Origin of the sequence: Bacillus sp. FSL R5-0286 (assembly GCF_038593245.1) — a bacterium.
Classification (GTDB): domain Bacteria; phylum Bacillota; class Bacilli; order Bacillales; family Bacillaceae; genus Bacillus; species Bacillus altitudinis.
Genome location: NZ_CP151977.1, coordinates 1,207,798 through 1,226,766, shown reverse-complemented (window position 1 = coordinate 1,226,766; position 18,969 = coordinate 1,207,798). Strand labels below are relative to the sequence as shown.

Genomic DNA, 18,969 nt, shown 5'->3' with positions numbered 1-18,969 from the left:
CTAGGGCTTATCAACCCTGACAATTCTATTATCGGACGTGGTTATGGGATGTTTAGCAGATTTTTAAAAAAATATCTTATTTTTTTATGATGTTCATCCTAATTTTAACAATAATGTAAAATATAAAAAGCTGCTAATCTATTATCAGCAGCTTTCATTTTATTAATATTGCTTGATATCAAACATTAAGATATTTTGGTACACCACGTAATCTTTCTTACTTGTGAAAGGTCCTTTATTGTGTTCATCATTAATCTCATAAAAGTTCATTCCGATTCCAAAGCTTCTTTCTTTATACCAATTAAGGAAATTGTTGATTTCTTTCATTGAGAGCAGATAATCCTTTTGTAACCCATTGATCATGGTAATAGAAAGTATACCTTTCGCAGTGTCTTCGCCTGGTTTTGTTCCATCTTGGTCTTTGGGCTCTTCTGTTGTGCCGTCACCTGGCTTTGTTCCGTCTTGATCCTTTGGTTCTTCTGTTGTATCATCACCTGGCTTTGTTCCGTCCTGATCTTTCGGTTCTTCTGTTGTTCCATTACCAGGCTTTGTCCCATCTTGATCCTTTGGGTCTTCTGCTATCCCATCATCCGGCTTTGTTTCATCCTCAGTCACTTGTAAGTCTTTTAATGAAATAGAAATCACGGATCTGTAATCACTTTTCACAGAAAGATGTCTCATAGATTCCGAATAGTTACGTCCGCCAATGACATACAATTGGTCATCAACAATTGCTGCGATAGCTGATACTCTACCTTCTGGTAAATCATATGCTGAATTTTTAAATTGGCCATCTTTTGGATTGAAAATCTGAACTTTGTTTACCATATGTTTCGAACTATCACCATATAATTGCCCACCAATAATAAAGAACTTGCCGTTGTAAGTTTCATAGGAGGGTTCATATGTATAAGATGTTAACTGAACATCAATTAGTCTCTTCCAAGTATCTGTTGCAATATCATACTGAAACAAATACTTTTCTCTACTATGCCCTATCGAATTTTCGCCACCTGCAACATATATATTTCCGTCAATTGCAGAAATGGCTCTCCCATTCCGAGATGGTAAACCCGATGAGTTCAAGCTCTTCCATTCACCAGATACTGTATTGTATTCATAGACATTATTCTTATATGAGTTTTTTGAAGATACAATATATATCTTCTCTTTCACTGCAACTGCTTGTAAAGTTCCTTTACTATAAGCTGAAAAAACCGGCTCTCTTGGAATTCGAATCGGCTCTTCAGCCCACTGATCAAGTTCTGCATCATAAATATCTATAGTGTTATAAGCTACTTCTGTCTCTTCATTAATTCCACCTATTAGATAGATTTTTTTACCTACAGTAGCGTAAGTACCGCCTGTTCTATTTCTTGGTATACTGGCTTTCTCTTCCCAAACATCTTTTTTTGGATCATACATAAATGTTTGGTTATTCAACTTATTTTTTTCACTTGCTCCACCAAATACATAAATCTTCCCATCAACGACTCCCACACCAGCATTAATTCGTTCTTCTGGTAAATCAGCTCGTTTCGTCCATCCAATTGAATTTTCTGCATTTGCTTTAAATGGACTAAGAGTACTCATTAATAGGAGTACCGTGATAAATAATAAAAACCTTTTTTTCATTTTCTATTCCTCCAACTCGTTATGTTCCCTCCTTTTATCGTGCTGTTTTTTACAAATTTTACAATTTAAAGAAGTTTTAAACGAAACTTTATATACATTCAAAATGTTGTGCGCTAGAGATGCGGCCTAAGCATTACCTTTTCATAATCGCTTCTTCATCTTTCAACTGAATCATAAGTGAGGACTGAATATATAATAAATTGATAATGCGGCGTGCCATTTCTGAGGGAGATGCATTGTAGTCATTTCTGATCCATTCAATAATAAAACCAAAGATGCCGTATGAACGATACTGGACAAAATAACTGTCGTTGATTTCTGCATACTGATCACTCACAAATGACATTCTATTTTGAAAAATATATTGTATTTTCTTAAGCAATTGTTCTTGTATGTGGGGAATTCGGTCTTCCATCACTAATAAATCATAATAGTCGCAATTTTCAACGATATATTGAAATACATCGGTGCCCTCTGGTTTCATGCGAGTTAAATCCAACAGTGGATTTTCACGAGTCGGCTTACAAAATTCATATTCGAAATCTACCATTTCCCGGTGAATAACATCTGCTGCTAATTCATCTTTACTTTCATAATGCACATAAAACGTCGTCCGATTATAGTTTGCCTTTTCCACAATATCCTTCACTTTTACGTGCGAATATCCTTTTTCTTTTACTAGTATTTTGAATGTTTGACGAAGTGTTTCTTTTGTTCGCTCAACCCGGCGGTCCTCTTTTTTGATCATGGGCCCCTCCTTTAGACACTTTTTAAAAAATGTTGATTAGAGATACATAAATTCATTTGTGTTGAAAACCTATACAAAAAAGATTTTTTGCTGATTGAAACGGAAAATCTTTCGTCCTACAATCAACTTAGTCATAAAGAAATGAATTTTTTGTGACATTTGATCTAACCTTTCTTCAGAATATCATACTATACAAAAAGTGAGGGCACATGATATGGAAATTCAAGCGATGGTCACAACAAATGAAAAAGATTTCGAGAAACAAACACTATTACTAGATGATCCAAAAGCAGATGAAGTGCTTGTCAAAATCGTTGCATCTGGCGTTTGTCATACGGATGCCACTGTATTAGATGGCACGCTTCCTGTCCCACGTCCTGCTTTATTAGGACATGAAGGCTCTGGCATTGTCGTAAAAGCAGGTTCTAATGTCACAACCGTTCAAGAAGGAGACCACGTTGTACTAGGTTTCGCTTATTGCGGTCATTGCCATAATTGTCTTGGCGGGAACGCTGGTGGATGTGAAAACATGATTCCACTGAATTTTTCTGGTCGTAATAAACATAATGAAACGCCTATCCATACACATGATCATCAAGATGTATCACAATTTTTTGGTCAATCGTCATTTGGTACATATGCAACGGTTGATGAGAAAAATGTGGTAAAAGTAGACAAAGAAACTGATTTACGTTATTTAGGACCATTCGGCTGCGGCTTAATGACTGGGAGCGGTACTGTCTTAAATTCACTTGCTCCAGCTCCAGGTACAAGTTTTGTTGTGTTCGGTACAGGTGCTGTTGGTTTAAGTGGGTTAATGGCAGCAAAAATTGCAGGCTGTGATCCGATTATTGCCGTTGATATCCATGATAGCCGCCTTGAGCTAGCAAAAGAATTAGGTGCAACACATGTCATCAACAGTAAACATGAGAACCCAGCTGAAAAAATTAAGGAAATCACAGAAGGAAAAGGGGCACATTACTCATTTGAAACAACTGGAGTACCAGAAGTCACGCTAGCTGCCCTTCACTGCCTGCGTGTCAAAGGAACTTGTGCAACAGTAGCAGTAGGAAAGCGCGATTTAACGTTTAATGTGACCAATGATCTCATGCTCAATGCGCTCACGTTAAAAGGTGTGATAGAAGGCGATGCCGTTCCTCAACTATTCATTCCTAAACTAGTCAAGTTCTTTAAAAATGGACAATTCCCAGTTGAGAAACTAGCAAAATTCTACGAATTAGAAGAGATTGAACAAGCTTTTGAAGATTCTAAAAATGGATCTACGATTAAACCAATTCTTATTTTAGATAAAGAGTATCGAGCTTAAGCCGAAATAAGACGTGAAACTCAAAATCCCCCTTTCCGTATAAAGGGGGATTTTTGCAATTTCATGCTGTCCTTACTTTCACACATACATCACCGGCGTCGATATTTTAATAATCTTCCCGCCTCGACGATAAAACCTTGGAACACGGCGGCTTAATGTTGCAATGACTTCATAGTTAATCGTATTGAGCATTTCAGCAATTTCATCAACAGAAATTTCTCCGCCCTTTTGACGGCCATAAATGACGACTTCCTCGCCTTGCTTTGCTTTCATGTCTCCTAAGCTGATCATGGTCATATCCATTGTGACTCGGCCCGCAATTGGCATTCGTTCTCCGCGGAAAAGCATAAACCCTCGATTGGATAAAGCACGTGAGTACCCATCTGCATAACCAATCGGTATGGTTGCAATGACTTCGTCAGGCTTTGCCACATAGGTTGCCCCATAGCTGACCGTTCTTGGCTTTGTCACCATTTTCTTCACGAACGCAATCCTTGCTTTTAAACTGAGAGCGGGCTCTAGCTGAACAGCGTCTAAGCTTTCAATGTATTGCGAGGGATACAATCCATAAAGTCCGATACCAAGCCGGATCATATCGGCGCTAAATTCAGGAAACGCAATCGAAGCAGCTGTATTGTTCATATGTACGGTCGGCAGTTTGATCCCTTCTTCTTTCAAAAACCGAAGAAAATCAATGAAGATGCTGTGCTGAAGCAACGTAAAATCAGGATCAGGCTCATCCGCAGTGGAGAAATGCGTAAATATTCCATCCCACCTCAGGTTTTCACTCTTTTCAAGCGCCCCCACCACCGCTAACAGCTCTTCCTTTGTCCGTACACCTAATCTCCCCATCCCTGTGTCAACATTGACATGAATCCCAAGCCGGCGCTGGCTTTCTTCTTCAGCTAAGATCTCATTTGCTTGAGCAATCCAGTCTTCTCGAAGGCCAGATAGATCAATTCTCCAGGCTGCGGCCCTTTTCACACAATCGAGCGGTGTAAATCCAAGCACAAGAATAGGTGCTTCTATTTTTGCTCTTCGCAATACAATCCCTTCTTCTAAGCTAGCAACTGCAAGTTCTGTCGCACCGCTTTCTAGTGCCTGCCGCGCTACCTCCACTGAACCGTGTCCATAAGCATTCGCCTTCACGACAGCCATGATCTTACTTTTTCTTGGAATATGCGCTTGAATCGCTTCGATATTCCTTTTTATCGCATCAAGATTGACTTCAATCCAGACTTCCCTGCAAAGCTTTTGCATGTATGCTTCCTCCTCATCACATGAGTCATTTCAATATCAATGTTCGTTTTCGTGTCTAGTCTATCTTTATTCATTTTTGAGAAAAACATTCAACTACAATGACTGGACTGGCTTTAACTTGATTGAGATAAAAAAAGAAACCACAATCAAACTGTGATTTCTTTTTTATGAACAGAAATTTACTTAATACGCAGATTTCATCATTGAATCAATTTGATGATAAATCTCCTCCAGATTTTCTCGTTCAATCAAATATTCGGCGGTGCTCTTACGAACTGGCACATCAAATTGCAGGAAGGTGATCGTGATCGTTGATGCTTCTTGATCATTCATCGTTAATCTTAATTGAAGTGTAGAAATCTCTTCATTATTATCACTAGTAGAATGTTCAATCGGTTTACCATCTTCTAACATGTCAACTTGTTTCAACTCTTGCAAAGAAAGTTCAGTGACTTCAAACCTGAATTTCTGAGATGAGCCGCCAGGTTGATGTGTAATAAAGCGCATTTTCTTTCGCTCGTCATCAATCGCAAATCCTTTATCAACATTTTGTGAAAAGATGTATGTTGAGGACTGAAATCCGTCTTCGTGAAAGAGCATCATCATCTTATCTAATAAGATGTTTGGATCATTCTTTTCTTTTTGTCTTTGCAGCCTTCCCGCTATGAATAAAATGACCATTCCCCCAATGATGCTAAAAGCCGTTCCCAACCCATTACCTACGAAAACAGTAAAGCCTAAAATAGCAACAATAAAAGCGATTACAATTCCTATGATGAATATCACACCATGCTCCTCCTGACATAACCTTTCATTGTTTTAGCCATAGTATATCATTTGGATCAAGTGCTTCAACGAAAAGATTTTATTGGTTTTTAAATGAAAAAATCTACTATAGACTAAACAGATGCTATATTTATCTCACTCTTTAAATAGAAAGGATCTTTAGTAAATGAACCTCTACTCGACAGACGAAATCATTGATGCTTTATATAAAGCCTGGTCCTCTCAATCTAGTTCAAAATGGAGTAAAGACAACCCAGCAAACGGACAATGTGGCGTCACTTCTTTAGTTGTCCATGATCTTTTAGGCGGAAAAATAAACAAGACCTCATTACCCAGCGGATGGCACTTTTACAACGTAGTGAATGGAACAAGAATTGACTTTACTTCTTCACAATTCTCTGAAGAAATTTTTTATATGGATGTACCTTCAAATCGGGAAGAAGCATTTCAAGATACGAATAAGGATCAATATCGTTATTTAAAGGAACGAGTCCTAAACTATTTAAACGTGTAGATTTTATATTCATGAAAACAGACCACAAGAGGTCTGTTTTCATGAAAGTTAGATAAAATGTTTAAAAGATAGGCAGTAAGAATTCACACACCTTATCTTCGCCTTCATCTTCTCTATATCTCTCCATAATAGGTGCATGGCGTATGTTCAATTGATTGTGTTGGATCATTTGAGGTAATTGTCTCCAAAACAAATTCACTTTTTCGGCTGTATGTGTCACCGTAAACACAGCATACTTTCCTCCTTCAACATGACCAGTCTGAACAAGTTGATCTTTGGAGAAATCTCTATTTGTCATGAACATGAGGTCATATCTGCAATTTTCAGGTAAAGTTCTTGCAGGATCATCTTGAGGGACACCGTATATGCCATGCTTCTTTAATTCATCATTGAATTGATGTTCGTTGATCCATTTTTTAAATTTCTTCATCATCTCCACATTCTCTTTACTGCCATACGGTCCTATATTTCTCATATACACCATTTTCATATTCGTTAACATTTCAATTTTGTAATTCATGATTCTCCTCCAACTCTTATTGGAAGATTGGCCAATCATTCCTTACATCCAACGGTAACACCCTTTAAAATATAATGCATTAGGATATTAAAAATAATGGAATCTCATATTCTCATTCATAAGATGTCCAATTTTTAAGCATAAAAAAGAACGGATTTTAGCCGCTCATTTGTTATTGATTTTCATTTGAAGAAATGGCTTTTAGAAACTGACAATCAAAAAGGCCCTATAAAGGGCCGTGTGAATGATAGATAACATGACTTCTATTCATAAATAAGCACCCAGTACTTCGCCCCAGGCTCCCCTTCCTCTACAACAGCCTTCCATCCTCTTTTTTGATAAAAAGACAAAGCTTTGTGATTTTCGGATACACATTTGAGGGTGACTGGTGTTCCCAAAACTTTTATAGCTTGCTTGAGCAGCTGATCGCCAGCCCCTTGACCAGTAGCTTCTGGATGTACAAACAAGAGATGAATAAAACGATCTGGTACATATAATGAGATGAATCCAAGGATTTTATTGTTCTCCTCAACTAAGAAAATTTGCTCTTCCTGCGTATCTTGATCAAAATCTTGCAGATTGAGTTCTTCTGGATTGAGCCAGTGAAAGCTCTGGCGTCGGGATTCTAAATAGACTTGTCTTAATTCTGGATAATCTTCTATGCTTGCTTCTCTAATCAACATCGCAACATCCCCTATGTTTTTTATTTGAATGTTAATTTGCCTCTAGAACACGTTTTGCCTGTATTATGCCTCCCCGTAACAATTGATCACTAAACTGCGACTCATTGACAGCACGCGCAAAAGCGATTGTACCGACCATGCTGCTTACTAGTGCGTAACTTGTAGAGAGACTTATGTTTCCCGTATCGGCTATAAACGCCATAAACCGTTTCAATTCATCGGTATAAGCTTTCCGTACCTCTTGCGATAATTGAGAAATCTCCCCTGCCAGCGCTGGCAGTATACAGCCGACTTCTGTCTGATCACGGTGAACGGAACTTAAATAAAATTCAATGATCGTCTGAATTCGAGGCTGATCTGCTTTCTTGTCTGCAACACTTTGCAGCAGCTTGATCGTATCCGTAATAGCAAAATGAAAAGTCTCTATCACCAACTGATCTTTGTTCTTAAAGTGAGCGTAAAACCCTCCATGAGTTAGACCTGCCCCTTTCATAATGTATGGCAAACTGATATTACGGACCCCATTTGTTCGAAATGCTCGTGCAGCACTTGCGATGATCTGCTCTCTCACTTTTGACTTATGACCTTTCGGATAAGGCATCCTCTTTTCTCCTCCTTCCTTTTAACTCATCTAAGTGTATTTATCAAAATATTATATTCATCATATTATCATGTGTCAATTGACTAAAATCCATCTTTGCTCACTCAGATGGGATTGACTTCGCTAAAATATGATGACTATAATATATTATGATCATCATATTTTAAAATTGGAGGTGCAAGAAATGATTCATTTTGAAACAGTAGATACATTAGTGATTGGATCAGGTCCGGGAGGCTACGTGGCAGCATTACGTTCAGCTCATCTCGGCATGAAGACAGCGATTGTAGAACGTGAACAATTAGGTGGCGTATGCACCCATGTAGGCTGTATCCCTTCTAAAGCGCTAATAGCAGAAGCAGAGCGGTTCAAACTCCGCACACAATGGGATGGTTTTCAAGAAAGCGGTTCTTTCAATGAAGCTCAAGCGTTCAAAAAAGCTGTTGTGGAAAAACAAGCTGGAGGCGTCCAATTTTTGTTAAAGTCAGCGGGAGTTACCATTCTGGAAGGCGAGGCAAGCTTGTTCAATCAGCATACAGCGGTGATACAACATGCCGAAAAAGGTGAAAAGCGAATCAACTTCAAACACCTTATATTAGCAACAGGCTCTCGTCCAATTGAAATTAAATCACTCCCTTTCGGAGGTCGTATATTATCGTCCACTGAAGCACTATCCCTTCCCGAAATCCCTAAAAGCCTTGTCGTAGTTGGGGGTGGATATATTGGTGTTGAACTCGGACAGATGTTTGCAAGGTTTGGATCAAAAGTCACCATTCTAGAAGGCAGCAATCAAGTATTGCCTGGCTTTGAAAGTGAACTTGTCTCGCCTGTTGTTCGACAATTGAAAGAAGATGACATCACCGTGATTACAGGAGCAAACGTCATAGATGCCGAGCAGCATATGAGCGGAATTGATCTTCATTATGAGAAACAGAAAGAAAGCTACACGGTGAAAGCGGATTATGCACTGATTACTGTCGGAAGAAAACCGAATACAGATGGAACATTAGGTCTCCATTCTATCGGTTTGTCCATTACCCCTAACGGACTGGTTAAAATTGATGAACAATGCAGAACTTCCATTCCGCACATATATGCGATTGGTGATATCACCGAGGGTCCTGCTCTGGCTCATAAAGCTTCCTATGAAGCGAAGGTGGCAGCAGAGGCAATCGCCGGGAAACCTTCGATGATAGATTATAAAGCGATCCCACTTGTTGTGTTTTCCAGCCCAGAATTGACGAGTGTTGGACTGAGCGAAACGGATTGCAAACAAAAATCCATTCCGACTGTTATTGGAAAAACAATGTTCTCCATTAATGGTCGAGCGCTGGCATTAAAAGAACCAGAAGGATTTGTGAAGATTGTGGCCCATGCTGAATCTGGCCTTATTTTAGGAGCACAAATCGTAGGTGCAGAGGCATCTACTCTTATATCAGAACTTTCTCTCTCTATTGAAATTGGTGCTACAGTAGAAGATTTAGCCATGACGATTCATCCTCACCCAACATTAGGTGAAATGATCATGGAGGCTGCAGAAATGGCCACTCGTAAAGTTGAAAAAAATCTTTCACGATAATTCATTTAGGTGCATCTTTTAAAGATTGAGCAAAATCATCGCCATAGCCTACTTAGAAATAGGCTATGGCGATTTCAATTGAGTCATGATATAAAAGCAGCGGTATATTGATCTTTAATTGGATACCTCTTCACGTTTTTTTCCTAACTTCATCGATAACTGAACGCCAATCATCAGCATCACGATGGCGAGCATTGCGACAATAGCAGCTTGAAAATGTCCGCTGATATCGAAAATCAAACCGATTAAAAATGGACCAAATCCTCCCATGATGTACCCGCCCATCTGTGACATCGCTGACCATGTACCGGCTTCTTCTGGCGTACGCGTTTCAATAATAGGCAGCATAAGCGCCAAAGGAAATAATCCACCTGCTCCAATCCCCAGAAAAATAACAGCTGGCAGGATCGGCATTGGCAGTAGAAGGAATAGGAGGCCAATCAGCTCTGACAAACTGCATAAGATCAGAAATAATTTCGGCTTTCCTAGACGATTGACGATGTTTGGAACGAATAATGCCACCGGAATCTGAATGAGTGTAAATATCGTCAGCAGCATGGCGGCATACTGTGGACTATTCCCAAAATCAAGCGCAATGGGTGAAATCCACGCTGTTAACGAATAGAACATGCTAGACATAAAGCCAAAGAACAAGGTGAATTGAATGGCTTTTTTGTTTCGCAGCGGTAATCTCAGTGGCACGTCTGCAAGATCCGCTTGTTGGTTTTGACGAGCTAGACCGAGCCATAAAATCATGGCAATAACGCCTAATATCGCCCAGCAGGATAACGCAAGTGGAAGGTTATGCTCACTGCGAAGGTAAATCGGAATGGTCAAGCCCGAAGCAAGTGCAGCTCCAACTGTCATCGATATAGAGTACACACTGACAATCCCAGGACTTTTCGGGAAATACTTTTTAATAAAACTAGACAACAATGGTCCGGCAAAACTAATTCCAACTCCTCCTGCAAAAGCAGTCATGAGAAGGATGGTAACCGTTTGACTTGTACCACGCAGTCCAGTCGCAATTGTGATAAGAAAAATCGAGAAAAAAAGAGTTCTCTCTAATCCAAACCGGCGGCTTAGTTTCGTTGCTACAGGGGCAAACACTCCCATGCACAAGACCGGCAAAGTGGTTAAAAGACTTGCCGTGAGTGCACTAACGCCAAGGTCTGATTGAATCATGCTCATCATAGAAGCTACGGATGTAATGATTGGGCGCAAGTTTAAGGCAGCTAAAAATAAAGCAGCTAAATAAAATATTTTTTTTATCAATACTCTTCTTCCTCTCTCATCTTGTTGAGGTTACTATGAGTATAAATCCGCTTCATTCATTGATCAATACAATAATTCGTATTATGATGATAGAAAAATACTATCATTAATGAAAGGATGGCATATGGATACTCGTCACATTACCTATTTTATGGCTGTATTCGATCATTTACATTTCACAAAGGCTGCAGAGCAACTAGGTATATCACAGCCTACATTAAGCCAACAGATTCAGCTGCTTGAAGCTGAAGTTGGGATGCCGCTTTTTGACCGAATCGGTAAAAAAGTAGTTGCAACTGAAGCTGGTACGCTCCTTTATCAATATGGCATGAAAATGCTTCAGGCTGAACGAGATGCCAAAAATGCTATGAAAGAACTGTTATCTGAACAGCGGGGTACCGTTCGGCTTGCCGTCCTCCCCTCTGATCTTGACTTTCAGCTTGTTCCGCTTTTTGTAGAATTTAAAACGCTGTATCCAGAGATCAACCTAAAGGCTTTTTCGACCATCTTTGTTCGTGACGAGGTGCTCTCACATAAAGTCGATATCGGAATTGGGCTGCGCGGGCCTGCGGATAAACGACTGATTCAAATTCCACTTGGCGATGAGCCCTACGAATTGTTTGTTCATTCAGACAGTGAACTGGCAAAAAGGCGTGAAGTGACGCTAAAAGAGCTGACAAAGCATGCACTGGTCATGTATCCAAAAGGCTATCTAGGAAGAGATTTGGTCGATGACGTATGTAAAGAACACGGTTTTGAATTGGACACGGTCATGGATGTTGGGTCTGCCACTTCATTATTGCAGCTGGTTGAAGCCGGTATCGGCGCCACCATCCAGCCAAGAGGGCTGTTAAAGCAACATTCAGCATGGCCTAATATTGTCTCTATCCCTATCTCTGCCCCTGCTCCTGTTCGGCATCTTGAATTAACGTATTATGCGGATCGATTTGTGACCAAAGCGCAAAAACAGCTATCTGAATGGCTAATAGACTTTTTTAAATCAAGAACAAACTAAAAAGTGAGGGTAACACATGAAGAATGCAAACAGCATATTTACAAGAACAAACCGGGTTGTGATTCGTCAGTTTGATCAGCAGGATATTGAAGCATTTTATCAATACCGATCAAATCCCTCTATTGCCACATTTCAATCCTGGGAAAACTACACGCACGAAGACGCAGAATCATTTGTTCAACACCAAATGACGCAACAACCTAATCAACCAGGGACGTGGTTTCAATACGCGATTGCCTTATCTGAATCCAATCAGCTGATAGGAGATTGCGCCATTCATACACTCGGCAGCGAGCCTAGAATCGTTGAAATAGGATTTACACTCGCGCCTGAATTTCAAGGAAAGGGCTATATTCATGAAGCCTTGAATTCAATGATCGAATATATTTTCACTACACTGAACAAGCATAAAATCATTGCCTTTACAGATGTACGCAACGAAAAATCTATTCGAGTGCTGGAACGTTTAGACATGAGACGCGAAGGACATTTGCTACAAAATTATATGTCAAAAGGACATTGGGTCGATGAGTATCAATATGCGATTCTTCAATCCGAGTGGGCCGCGAAGCGTCATTAATCATTTATTTCCTATTCAAAATCCCTAAATAAGCGCCCCAAGGTCCTACATCGGTTCGATATCGTTCCGCCATGACCCGAACAATTTGGGAAATATGGGTGAAATCATGGACAACCCACGCAGAAAGTAATTCGCTCACTTGCACGACGCCGAATTCTGGATGAACGCCCTTTTTCTCTAGATCAAGACTTGAATGTGTCATACGCTGAATGTATGCCACATTCTCCATCCGCACATGATGAAGCTCCGCTAGTGCTTGTTCTATCTGTCTTTCAGTTTGATTCAAATGGGAGTAGCGGTCAAATGCAGGAAATGGGGTATTCTCTCCATCAGCAAGAATGACATTTAATCGAGGAATCCAGTTGAATTTCTCTGCTTCAATCAAATGTTCAATGACTTCAACGGGATTCCACGTTCCCTCCCCTTCACGACTGTGAAGCCAATCCTTCGATAAACCTGTCAAAAGACTTTCTAATGTACGAGGAGTTCGACTCAACATATCTAAAGCTTCATTCAAATTGAAGTTCATATGGTAGCTCCTTTATCAATTTTTCTTTATTCTAATGTTTTTTGATTAGATTGCAACTCATCCCTCAAAACAGATAAAGAAGAAAATAAAAGGCGCTTTTGATCAACCTTCTATATACAAATAGAACTTTTCTATAACACTCACCATCCTTTCTTTTTTTATAATAGAAAAAAATGAAATGTGGTGATAGTGATGTCTACAACGATTGGGATTATGGGTGGTATGGGCCCTTTAGCGACGATTGATCTGATGAAAAAAATTATCTCTCATACACCAGCTATTAAAGATCAGGATCATCTCCATGTGATTGCTGATAATTATCCGCAAATCCCTGATAGAACCAATGCCATATTTGGGAAAGGCGAAGATCCTACAGAATATATGATTGCATCAGCTAAAAGATTAGAACGCGCAGGAGCGGACTTTATTCTGATTGCATGCAATACCGCTCACTTCTTTTTAGAAAACGTACAACAATCCACTCATATCCCTATCTTGAATATGCCATTAGAAACCGCTAAGCACCTGAACAAACATCACTATACGTCTGTGGGCTTACTATGTACTGATGGCACATTAAAAACCCAGCTCTATCAAAAGGCTTGTGCCCATCACAAGATTGATGTCATGACTCCTAGTGAAAATCTTCAGAAAAACGTGATGAATGGGATTTATGCCGTGAAAGCAGGGAAATTGAGTAAAGGCGAAAGTGAACTGGCGTTAGCTGCAGAAATTTTAATCAATCAAGGAGCAGAAGCCATCATTGCCGGCTGTACAGAAATTCCTTTAGTTCTAAGGTCAACCAAAGCTGTGAAAGTGATTGATCCTACTGTCATTTTGGCGAAAGAAGCTGTAAAATTAGTGTATGAGCTTGAAAAGCTAAACATTTAAAGAACGTCATATAAGGGGATAACATGAATATTGAGAATATAGAAGCGTTTATTTATGTATGCCAGCTAGGCAGTATCAATAAAGCTGCAGAAGCACTGTATTTAACCCAGCCTTCTGTATCGGCACGTATTCAATCGTTAGAAAAAGAATTAGATCTGAAATTATTTGATAGACAGAGAAATAAATTATCTCTGACGGAAAAAGGTGAACAGTTTTACCCGCATGCCAAAAAGATTCTCCATTCTTATCAAGAAGCAAAGCATAGTCTCAAACAAACGATGATCCCTTATGAATTGACGATTGGATGCGCATCCTCTATTTCCAATAATCTATTGCCTAACATATTGCCCGCCCTAAAAGAAAAATACGAAAACCTGAAAGTGAAAATTGTAACAGGACATTCAAAGGATGTTGTCCAAAAAGTGATTAACAACCAAGTAGACTTTGGCATTGTCAGGACTGAAACACATCCTCAAATTGAATCAATCCCGATTTTCAGCGATCCAATCGGGCTGTTCGTCCCAACTCATCACCCTCTTGCCAGCCATGGCAACATCAATATGAATGAACTAGAAGAACAACCTTTTATTTTCTTTGACTATGGGTCATTTGATTGGTTAATGCTCCACCGATTATTTCAAAAAAACAATATTACACCGAACATTTCCATTGAGGTTGATCATATGGAAACTGCAAAAAATTTGGTGCTGCAAGGAATGGGACTATCGTTTCTTCCTCATCATTGTGTTAGAAATGAAGTAAAACAAGGAACATTAAAACAAATTTCTATCGATCCATCTATCAATTTCAACATCAATATTGAGTTTATCTATAAAAAGGGAAAATCCAAATCCGTTTTCATTGATCAGCTCAAACAATTTTTTCATGAATTAGATTAAAAAAAGCCCTTTTTGGGGGCTTTTTTGGATTCGTTCTGATTGATCAGCTTTCGTTTGCCAACATGTATGCGGCAGATTCATGCATATCTTTCAATCCTGATCTCTGTGCGTACTCGGCCACAGTGATCGCACTTGTCGTCAGAAGTTCTATTATATGTTCATCCATTCCTGACCAAGTTCTCCCGCCTGCTTTTTCATACGCATGGATAAGTTTCGTTAATCCTTCTTTCCCAAACAGAAGTTGATGCGACAAAAAGTCGGCAGATACATCACCAATCCCCACTTCAGACCAATCAATCACACCGGTAACACATTGATTTTCATCAATCAGAATGTGGCCAGGATGCAAATCTCCATGCTTCACTCCCACAAAAGGCGGCCATAAAGAATCTTTAGCTAGCCATTCTTGCCAACGCTCCCATAAACCGCTGTTAATGGTGTATTGCGATTTGACACGTTCCATTCGCTGTTTCATTGATCCTCTTAATTCATGTGCACTGATCATCTCCACACCGATCGTTTTAAAAGGCTGTTGATCTAAGGAATGTACATTCGCTAAAACTCTTCCTAATGATTCATAATAAGCTTGCGGTACATTCGTTTGGTCAAAACTCCACACATAAGATTGCTGTTCCACATCAATACTAGCTGCCGGTACCCCCTCTAATTGTTTATAAGCAATCAGATTTTCTGTAAAGATAGACCACTTAGGAACCTGAAAGTGAACCTGATTACTAATGTAATCTAATGTCTTTTTTTCTTGTAAGGTATGTTTCATTGATTCAGGTCTGCGAGGCATTCTTAATATCCATTGATCACCATGTAAATCTTCGACGTGAGCGACACGGAAATCCACACCTGATTCATTTATTTTGATGGTATTCTCTAAAATCTCTAATCCGTGATGTTTGACTAACTGCTTTAATTCCAGTCTGTTCATATCCATTCCTCCAATTGCTCATTTAGTCATGATCAATAGGCACCAAGAATATCATCACAAAACCCACAAACAGGCTACTTTATGTGGTCAGAGTAAACAAAGCTAGACATATGCCTTTGTTTGCATCATAAAAAACATACAAAAAAAAGACAGATCGATTAGCTGCCTCTTTTCTAGTGAAATTGCATACTTTCCCGCTGAAGATCATTAAAAATGTGCAGACTACCCCGTTTACTCCGTTTGATGAAAACAGAGCCTTTGAACATATGAAATTACTGATTGTTCAAAGTTTTCTGGCGTAATCTTCCTGAATGCATCATCTTTAACCATCCTCCTCTTTATCATATAAATTTACTATACTTTATTTAAATATGACTTTCAATAAGATGACAAAAAGAAGGATTTAAAATCATCAAACATCCTTTAAATTACATAAAATGAAATAATTTCATTTTTCTGTGTTATGATATGGCTATTGATTCTTCTGTCTAATATAATTTATTAAACTCAAAAACCCGATGTACTATGAATTTTGAGTGTATGAGAGACAATGAGAACAAATCAAATGTAGCTAAGTCATTTTTAAAAGGAGAATGGATATGACTCATTTAGAATTCGCATTCGGCTTGCTTCCAGTAAGTATTTTGATCGCTTCATTAATCGTCACATTGTTTGTACAAAAGGTTTATTTCATGCCAGTTGTGAGCTTTATCATTTTGCTCATTCTGACATTTACACTTTTTAATGTCTCTTTCTTTGGCTGGGCTGTTGTTTACACTTTGGGCTCATTCATTGCTTCATATATAGCATTATTCATTATGAAAATTTTAAATAAAAAGAGATCATAAACTACATTCGAAAAGCCCTAGAAAGGGCTTTTCATCTTTCACTATCGTTCTTTCACTGGATGAATGTCCCCTCCCAAAAAGGCGATATTAGGATCTTCACTATTTTCTAGAAATTCAGCAATTTCTTGCAGCTCTTGATTAATACGGTCATTCCTTGGCATATCTGGGTTTAACAAAAGGTTGGAGTGAATAGCAGTAGCTGTTTCATACAAGACATGTTGATCTTTTATCTGTTTGATGCACTGTTTCATGCGCAAGAAAAACCATGCGATCTCTTCAATGTCTTCCATCGGATAATGTGCCATTTTGAAGAGATTCTGCTGACGAAGGTCTCCTCTCTCAAAAATGTGTTCAAGCTCTTCTTTACTGATATATAAATCCGAAGCTTCCTCCTCAATCTCTATTACTTCAACCATGGCGTCGTCAGCTGTATATAACCGCTCAACAAATTCATCGAAACTATCTGCCAGCTTAAAATCTACTTCCAGCTCTAAATCGAAATAGTGAATAGGAGGATGTTCCTTCGTTTCTCGATAATCCATGGCGATCCATGTATCTTCTTCCCCGCTGATGAAAACAAGTCCCTCTGGCAGCTCCAATTCATCACTTAACTGAGCGCTATTCATAATTCCATCATCTTTGGCAATTCCTCTTAGATGGTCGAATTGAACATGATCCTCTGCCCATGAATTCGGCCGATCGGTTGGAAAAGCATTACGAACTGTAAAACCACCATTCCATTCTAAAATGAGTTTTTTGTATGTATCAGGTAAAGTGACACCAAGCGTTCCCTCTGCTTCACGAATTTGTGCCTCATCTATCTTTTCTAACGTAAAAGGACTCTCTTCTTCTTTCTCCCAGAATGACTTCAAAGTGGATGCCTCCTCGTATCTATCTGAGATAAGTATAACATTGACCAACTGTTCATTTACTCATTCTACTTCATAAAAAAACAGACTCTTAAAGTCTGTTTTAATCTTGTCTATACGTTTTCAGAGGTTGTATTTCGATCAATCATAGTCGTGTTTCGATATGATTTTTGTTCCTCCATTGTTGTATTCCGAATTGATTTCGTTTCAATGATTTTTAAAGTTTCTGCTGTTGAAACACTTAACAATACAATGGATACAATGATTAGGAGTCTTTTAATCACCATACAGACACTCTCCTTTTTGAATATCATTTTGAGCTTTAAGAGCCTTTCTATTCTGCTACTCTTTCCAAAAAGAAACCGTAAATAAAGAGCTCCCTCTCAGGAGCAGTGTGCTAAATACGCTGTCATAAACCATAACTCAATGGACTACTTGTGTGTCTGATTTTCTTCTAATAATTTTATAATCTTTTCATTAGATTGTTGAATATTTCTCAAAATCGATACCATGTTCCCTGTAAATCCTATCAATATAATGAATAAAATAATGATCATCCACATAAAATTGCCTCCTATGGTTGAATTAACGTTCTAATAGAAGAATAGCCTCTAAAATTAACTTCCTCAAATTTAGTACTATTATCAAAAGGTGCAGGAAAAGCAATGACTTGAAAATTCTTTTCCTTTTTCACTTTTGGCAATTTTATTTGATAAACATTTGTTTTTTCACTTTCTACAGATACATACATCACAGGTTTTCCATTGAATTTTTGTTGATCGAATTCCGAGAATGCGACTAAAGCATAATTCATTTTTTCTTTACTTGTATTATCCACTTGGAGATAGACCGGCATTTGACTTTTTGAAGTATACAGCACTTTATTTGAAACCTTTCCTGAAGCCATGAAAATTTCTTCTCCAGTTAATTCATCCGTTTTATATATTGGAGAAAATTCACTTCTAATATGATGAGATGAAGCTTTTTTTGTAATGAATCGCATAATATAATTTTCTTGTAAACCTGTCGCTATATCTATATGACTATCTTTCAAATGATACTTTGCTTCGGGAACAATAATAAACGCTATTTCTCCAACATCTTTTGGTAATGTCGCTTTGATTGGTAATGTCATCACCTGGTCTTTAGTCATCTCAAATGTGTATGATTTAGCTGGTCTATGATTATCTGCAGAAAATGCTATTTGATTAAAATTTGCTAGTAAGAATAACGTGTACTTTCTATCTGCGTCTATGTAGTGTGAGAAGGAAAGAACTTTGTTCATTTGGTTATTCTTAATCAAACCGATATCTAGAGTATCCAGAAGCTTCCCCTCAGGTTCATACATACCATATGATACGGTCTCCGTTCCTGGTCCAGTAACATCCAACATTTCATCATTATAGTCTATATCGCCAGAGACTTTTCCTTGTCTGACAAATAAAATAAAAGTCATTAGTAATACGATGA

General features: G+C 38.6%; 21 protein-coding genes. 8 read left to right on the top strand and 13 right to left on the bottom strand.

The annotated features are described in order from the left end of the window. Window positions 1-162: 162 nt before the first annotated feature. Window positions 163-1,635: a kelch repeat-containing protein gene (locus NST24_RS06170; protein WP_342462448.1), complete on the bottom strand. Its 1,473-nt coding sequence runs from the start codon at window positions 1,633-1,635 to the stop codon at window positions 163-165. A 133-nt stretch (window positions 1,636-1,768) separates the two neighbouring features. Next, window positions 1,769-2,383: a TetR/AcrR family transcriptional regulator gene (locus NST24_RS06165; RefSeq protein WP_342462447.1), complete on the bottom strand. Its 615-nt coding sequence runs from the start codon at window positions 2,381-2,383 to the stop codon at window positions 1,769-1,771. 214 nt (window positions 2,384-2,597) lie between these two features. Between NST24_RS06165 and NST24_RS06160 the strand changes: the two genes are divergently transcribed. Further along, window positions 2,598-3,710: an NAD(P)-dependent alcohol dehydrogenase gene (locus NST24_RS06160; RefSeq protein WP_342462446.1), complete on the top strand. Its 1,113-nt coding sequence runs from the start codon at window positions 2,598-2,600 to the stop codon at window positions 3,708-3,710. A 78-nt stretch (window positions 3,711-3,788) separates the two neighbouring features. Here NST24_RS06160 and alr read toward each other — a convergent pair whose 3' ends face one another. Both alr and NST24_RS06150 read right to left on the bottom strand, forming a co-directional pair. Then, window positions 3,789-4,970, bottom strand: coding sequence for an alanine racemase (gene alr, locus NST24_RS06155; protein ID WP_342462445.1), 1,182 nt, complete (start codon window positions 4,968-4,970; stop codon window positions 3,789-3,791). 183 nt (window positions 4,971-5,153) lie between these two features. Next, a complete protein-coding gene (locus tag NST24_RS06150) occupies window positions 5,154-5,756 on the bottom strand; it encodes a hypothetical protein (protein WP_342462444.1) in 603 nt (200 codons plus the stop codon). A 166-nt stretch (window positions 5,757-5,922) separates the two neighbouring features. Here NST24_RS06150 and NST24_RS06145 point away from each other — a divergent pair, with 166 nt between their 5' ends. Further along, on the top strand, window positions 5,923-6,270 hold the full coding sequence (locus tag NST24_RS06145) for a hypothetical protein (RefSeq protein WP_039168782.1): 348 nt from the start codon (window positions 5,923-5,925) through the stop codon (window positions 6,268-6,270). 61 nt (window positions 6,271-6,331) lie between these two features. On the opposite strand, the gene NST24_RS06140 is transcribed toward NST24_RS06145, so the two are convergent. From NST24_RS06140 to NST24_RS06130, 3 genes are all read right to left on the bottom strand, one after another. Beyond that, complete coding sequence (locus NST24_RS06140; protein ID WP_039168785.1) at window positions 6,332-6,790, bottom strand: GyrI-like domain-containing protein; 459 nt, start codon at window positions 6,788-6,790, stop codon at window positions 6,332-6,334. 263 nt (window positions 6,791-7,053) lie between these two features. Then, window positions 7,054-7,473: a GNAT family N-acetyltransferase gene (locus tag NST24_RS06135; RefSeq protein ID WP_212356466.1), complete on the bottom strand. Its 420-nt coding sequence runs from the start codon at window positions 7,471-7,473 to the stop codon at window positions 7,054-7,056. A gap of 31 nt (window positions 7,474-7,504) precedes the next feature. Continuing rightward, window positions 7,505-8,074, bottom strand: coding sequence for a TetR/AcrR family transcriptional regulator (locus NST24_RS06130; protein ID WP_173407955.1), 570 nt, complete (start codon window positions 8,072-8,074; stop codon window positions 7,505-7,507). Between the two features lie 184 nt (window positions 8,075-8,258). Here NST24_RS06130 and lpdA point away from each other — a divergent pair, with 184 nt between their 5' ends. Then, a complete protein-coding gene (lpdA, locus tag NST24_RS06125) occupies window positions 8,259-9,653 on the top strand; it encodes a dihydrolipoyl dehydrogenase (RefSeq protein WP_342462443.1) in 1,395 nt (464 codons plus the stop codon). A gap of 114 nt (window positions 9,654-9,767) precedes the next feature. Here the strand turns inward: lpdA and NST24_RS06120 are convergent, their stop codons facing one another. Continuing rightward, window positions 9,768-10,925: an MFS transporter gene (locus tag NST24_RS06120; RefSeq protein WP_342462626.1), complete on the bottom strand. Its 1,158-nt coding sequence runs from the start codon at window positions 10,923-10,925 to the stop codon at window positions 9,768-9,770. A gap of 112 nt (window positions 10,926-11,037) precedes the next feature. On the opposite strand from NST24_RS06120, the gene NST24_RS06115 reads away from it, so the two are divergent. Together NST24_RS06115 and NST24_RS06110 are read left to right on the top strand one after the other, a co-directional pair. After that, window positions 11,038-11,943, top strand: coding sequence for a LysR family transcriptional regulator (locus tag NST24_RS06115; RefSeq protein WP_019743043.1), 906 nt, complete (start codon window positions 11,038-11,040; stop codon window positions 11,941-11,943). Between the two features lie 16 nt (window positions 11,944-11,959). Next, entirely contained in the window at window positions 11,960-12,523 is a 564-nt protein-coding gene (locus NST24_RS06110; protein ID WP_035700391.1) for a GNAT family protein, read from the top strand. 4 nt (window positions 12,524-12,527) lie between these two features. Here the strand turns inward: NST24_RS06110 and NST24_RS06105 are convergent, their stop codons facing one another. Then, window positions 12,528-13,052, bottom strand: a complete 525-nt coding sequence (locus NST24_RS06105; protein WP_342462442.1) for a DinB family protein — start codon at window positions 13,050-13,052, stop codon at window positions 12,528-12,530. Window positions 13,053-13,244: 192 nt separating this feature from the next. On the opposite strand from NST24_RS06105, the gene NST24_RS06100 reads away from it, so the two are divergent. Together NST24_RS06100 and NST24_RS06095 are read left to right on the top strand one after the other, a co-directional pair. Next, the gene (locus NST24_RS06100; protein WP_342462441.1) at window positions 13,245-13,943 is read left to right on the top strand and encodes an amino acid racemase; all 699 of its coding nucleotides are present in this window, start codon (window positions 13,245-13,247) and stop codon (window positions 13,941-13,943) included. Window positions 13,944-13,966: 23 nt separating this feature from the next. After that, window positions 13,967-14,842: a LysR family transcriptional regulator gene (locus tag NST24_RS06095; protein ID WP_268373667.1), complete on the top strand. Its 876-nt coding sequence runs from the start codon at window positions 13,967-13,969 to the stop codon at window positions 14,840-14,842. 43 nt (window positions 14,843-14,885) lie between these two features. On the opposite strand, the gene NST24_RS06090 is transcribed toward NST24_RS06095, so the two are convergent. Next, on the bottom strand, window positions 14,886-15,782 hold the full coding sequence (locus tag NST24_RS06090) for a macrolide 2'-phosphotransferase (protein WP_008348347.1): 897 nt from the start codon (window positions 15,780-15,782) through the stop codon (window positions 14,886-14,888). Window positions 15,783-16,381: 599 nt separating this feature from the next. Between NST24_RS06090 and NST24_RS06085 the strand changes: the two genes are divergently transcribed. Then, on the top strand, window positions 16,382-16,630 hold the full coding sequence (locus tag NST24_RS06085) for a DUF2651 family protein (protein ID WP_039168808.1): 249 nt from the start codon (window positions 16,382-16,384) through the stop codon (window positions 16,628-16,630). A 41-nt stretch (window positions 16,631-16,671) separates the two neighbouring features. Here the strand turns inward: NST24_RS06085 and NST24_RS06080 are convergent, their stop codons facing one another. The 3 genes from NST24_RS06080 to NST24_RS06070 all read right to left on the bottom strand — a co-directional run bounded on the left by NST24_RS06080 (window position 16,672) and on the right by NST24_RS06070 (window position 18,955). Further along, window positions 16,672-17,502 (bottom strand): SMI1/KNR4 family protein, encoded by an 831-nt coding sequence (locus NST24_RS06080; protein ID WP_342462440.1) that lies wholly within the window; start codon window positions 17,500-17,502, stop codon window positions 16,672-16,674. A 110-nt stretch (window positions 17,503-17,612) separates the two neighbouring features. Further along, window positions 17,613-17,786 (bottom strand): RapH phosphatase inhibitor, encoded by a 174-nt coding sequence (locus NST24_RS06075; RefSeq protein ID WP_216894933.1) that lies wholly within the window; start codon window positions 17,784-17,786, stop codon window positions 17,613-17,615. 287 nt (window positions 17,787-18,073) lie between these two features. Further along, a complete protein-coding gene (locus NST24_RS06070; protein WP_234823325.1) occupies window positions 18,074-18,955 on the bottom strand; it encodes a hypothetical protein in 882 nt (293 codons plus the stop codon). Window positions 18,956-18,969 lie beyond the last annotated feature (14 nt).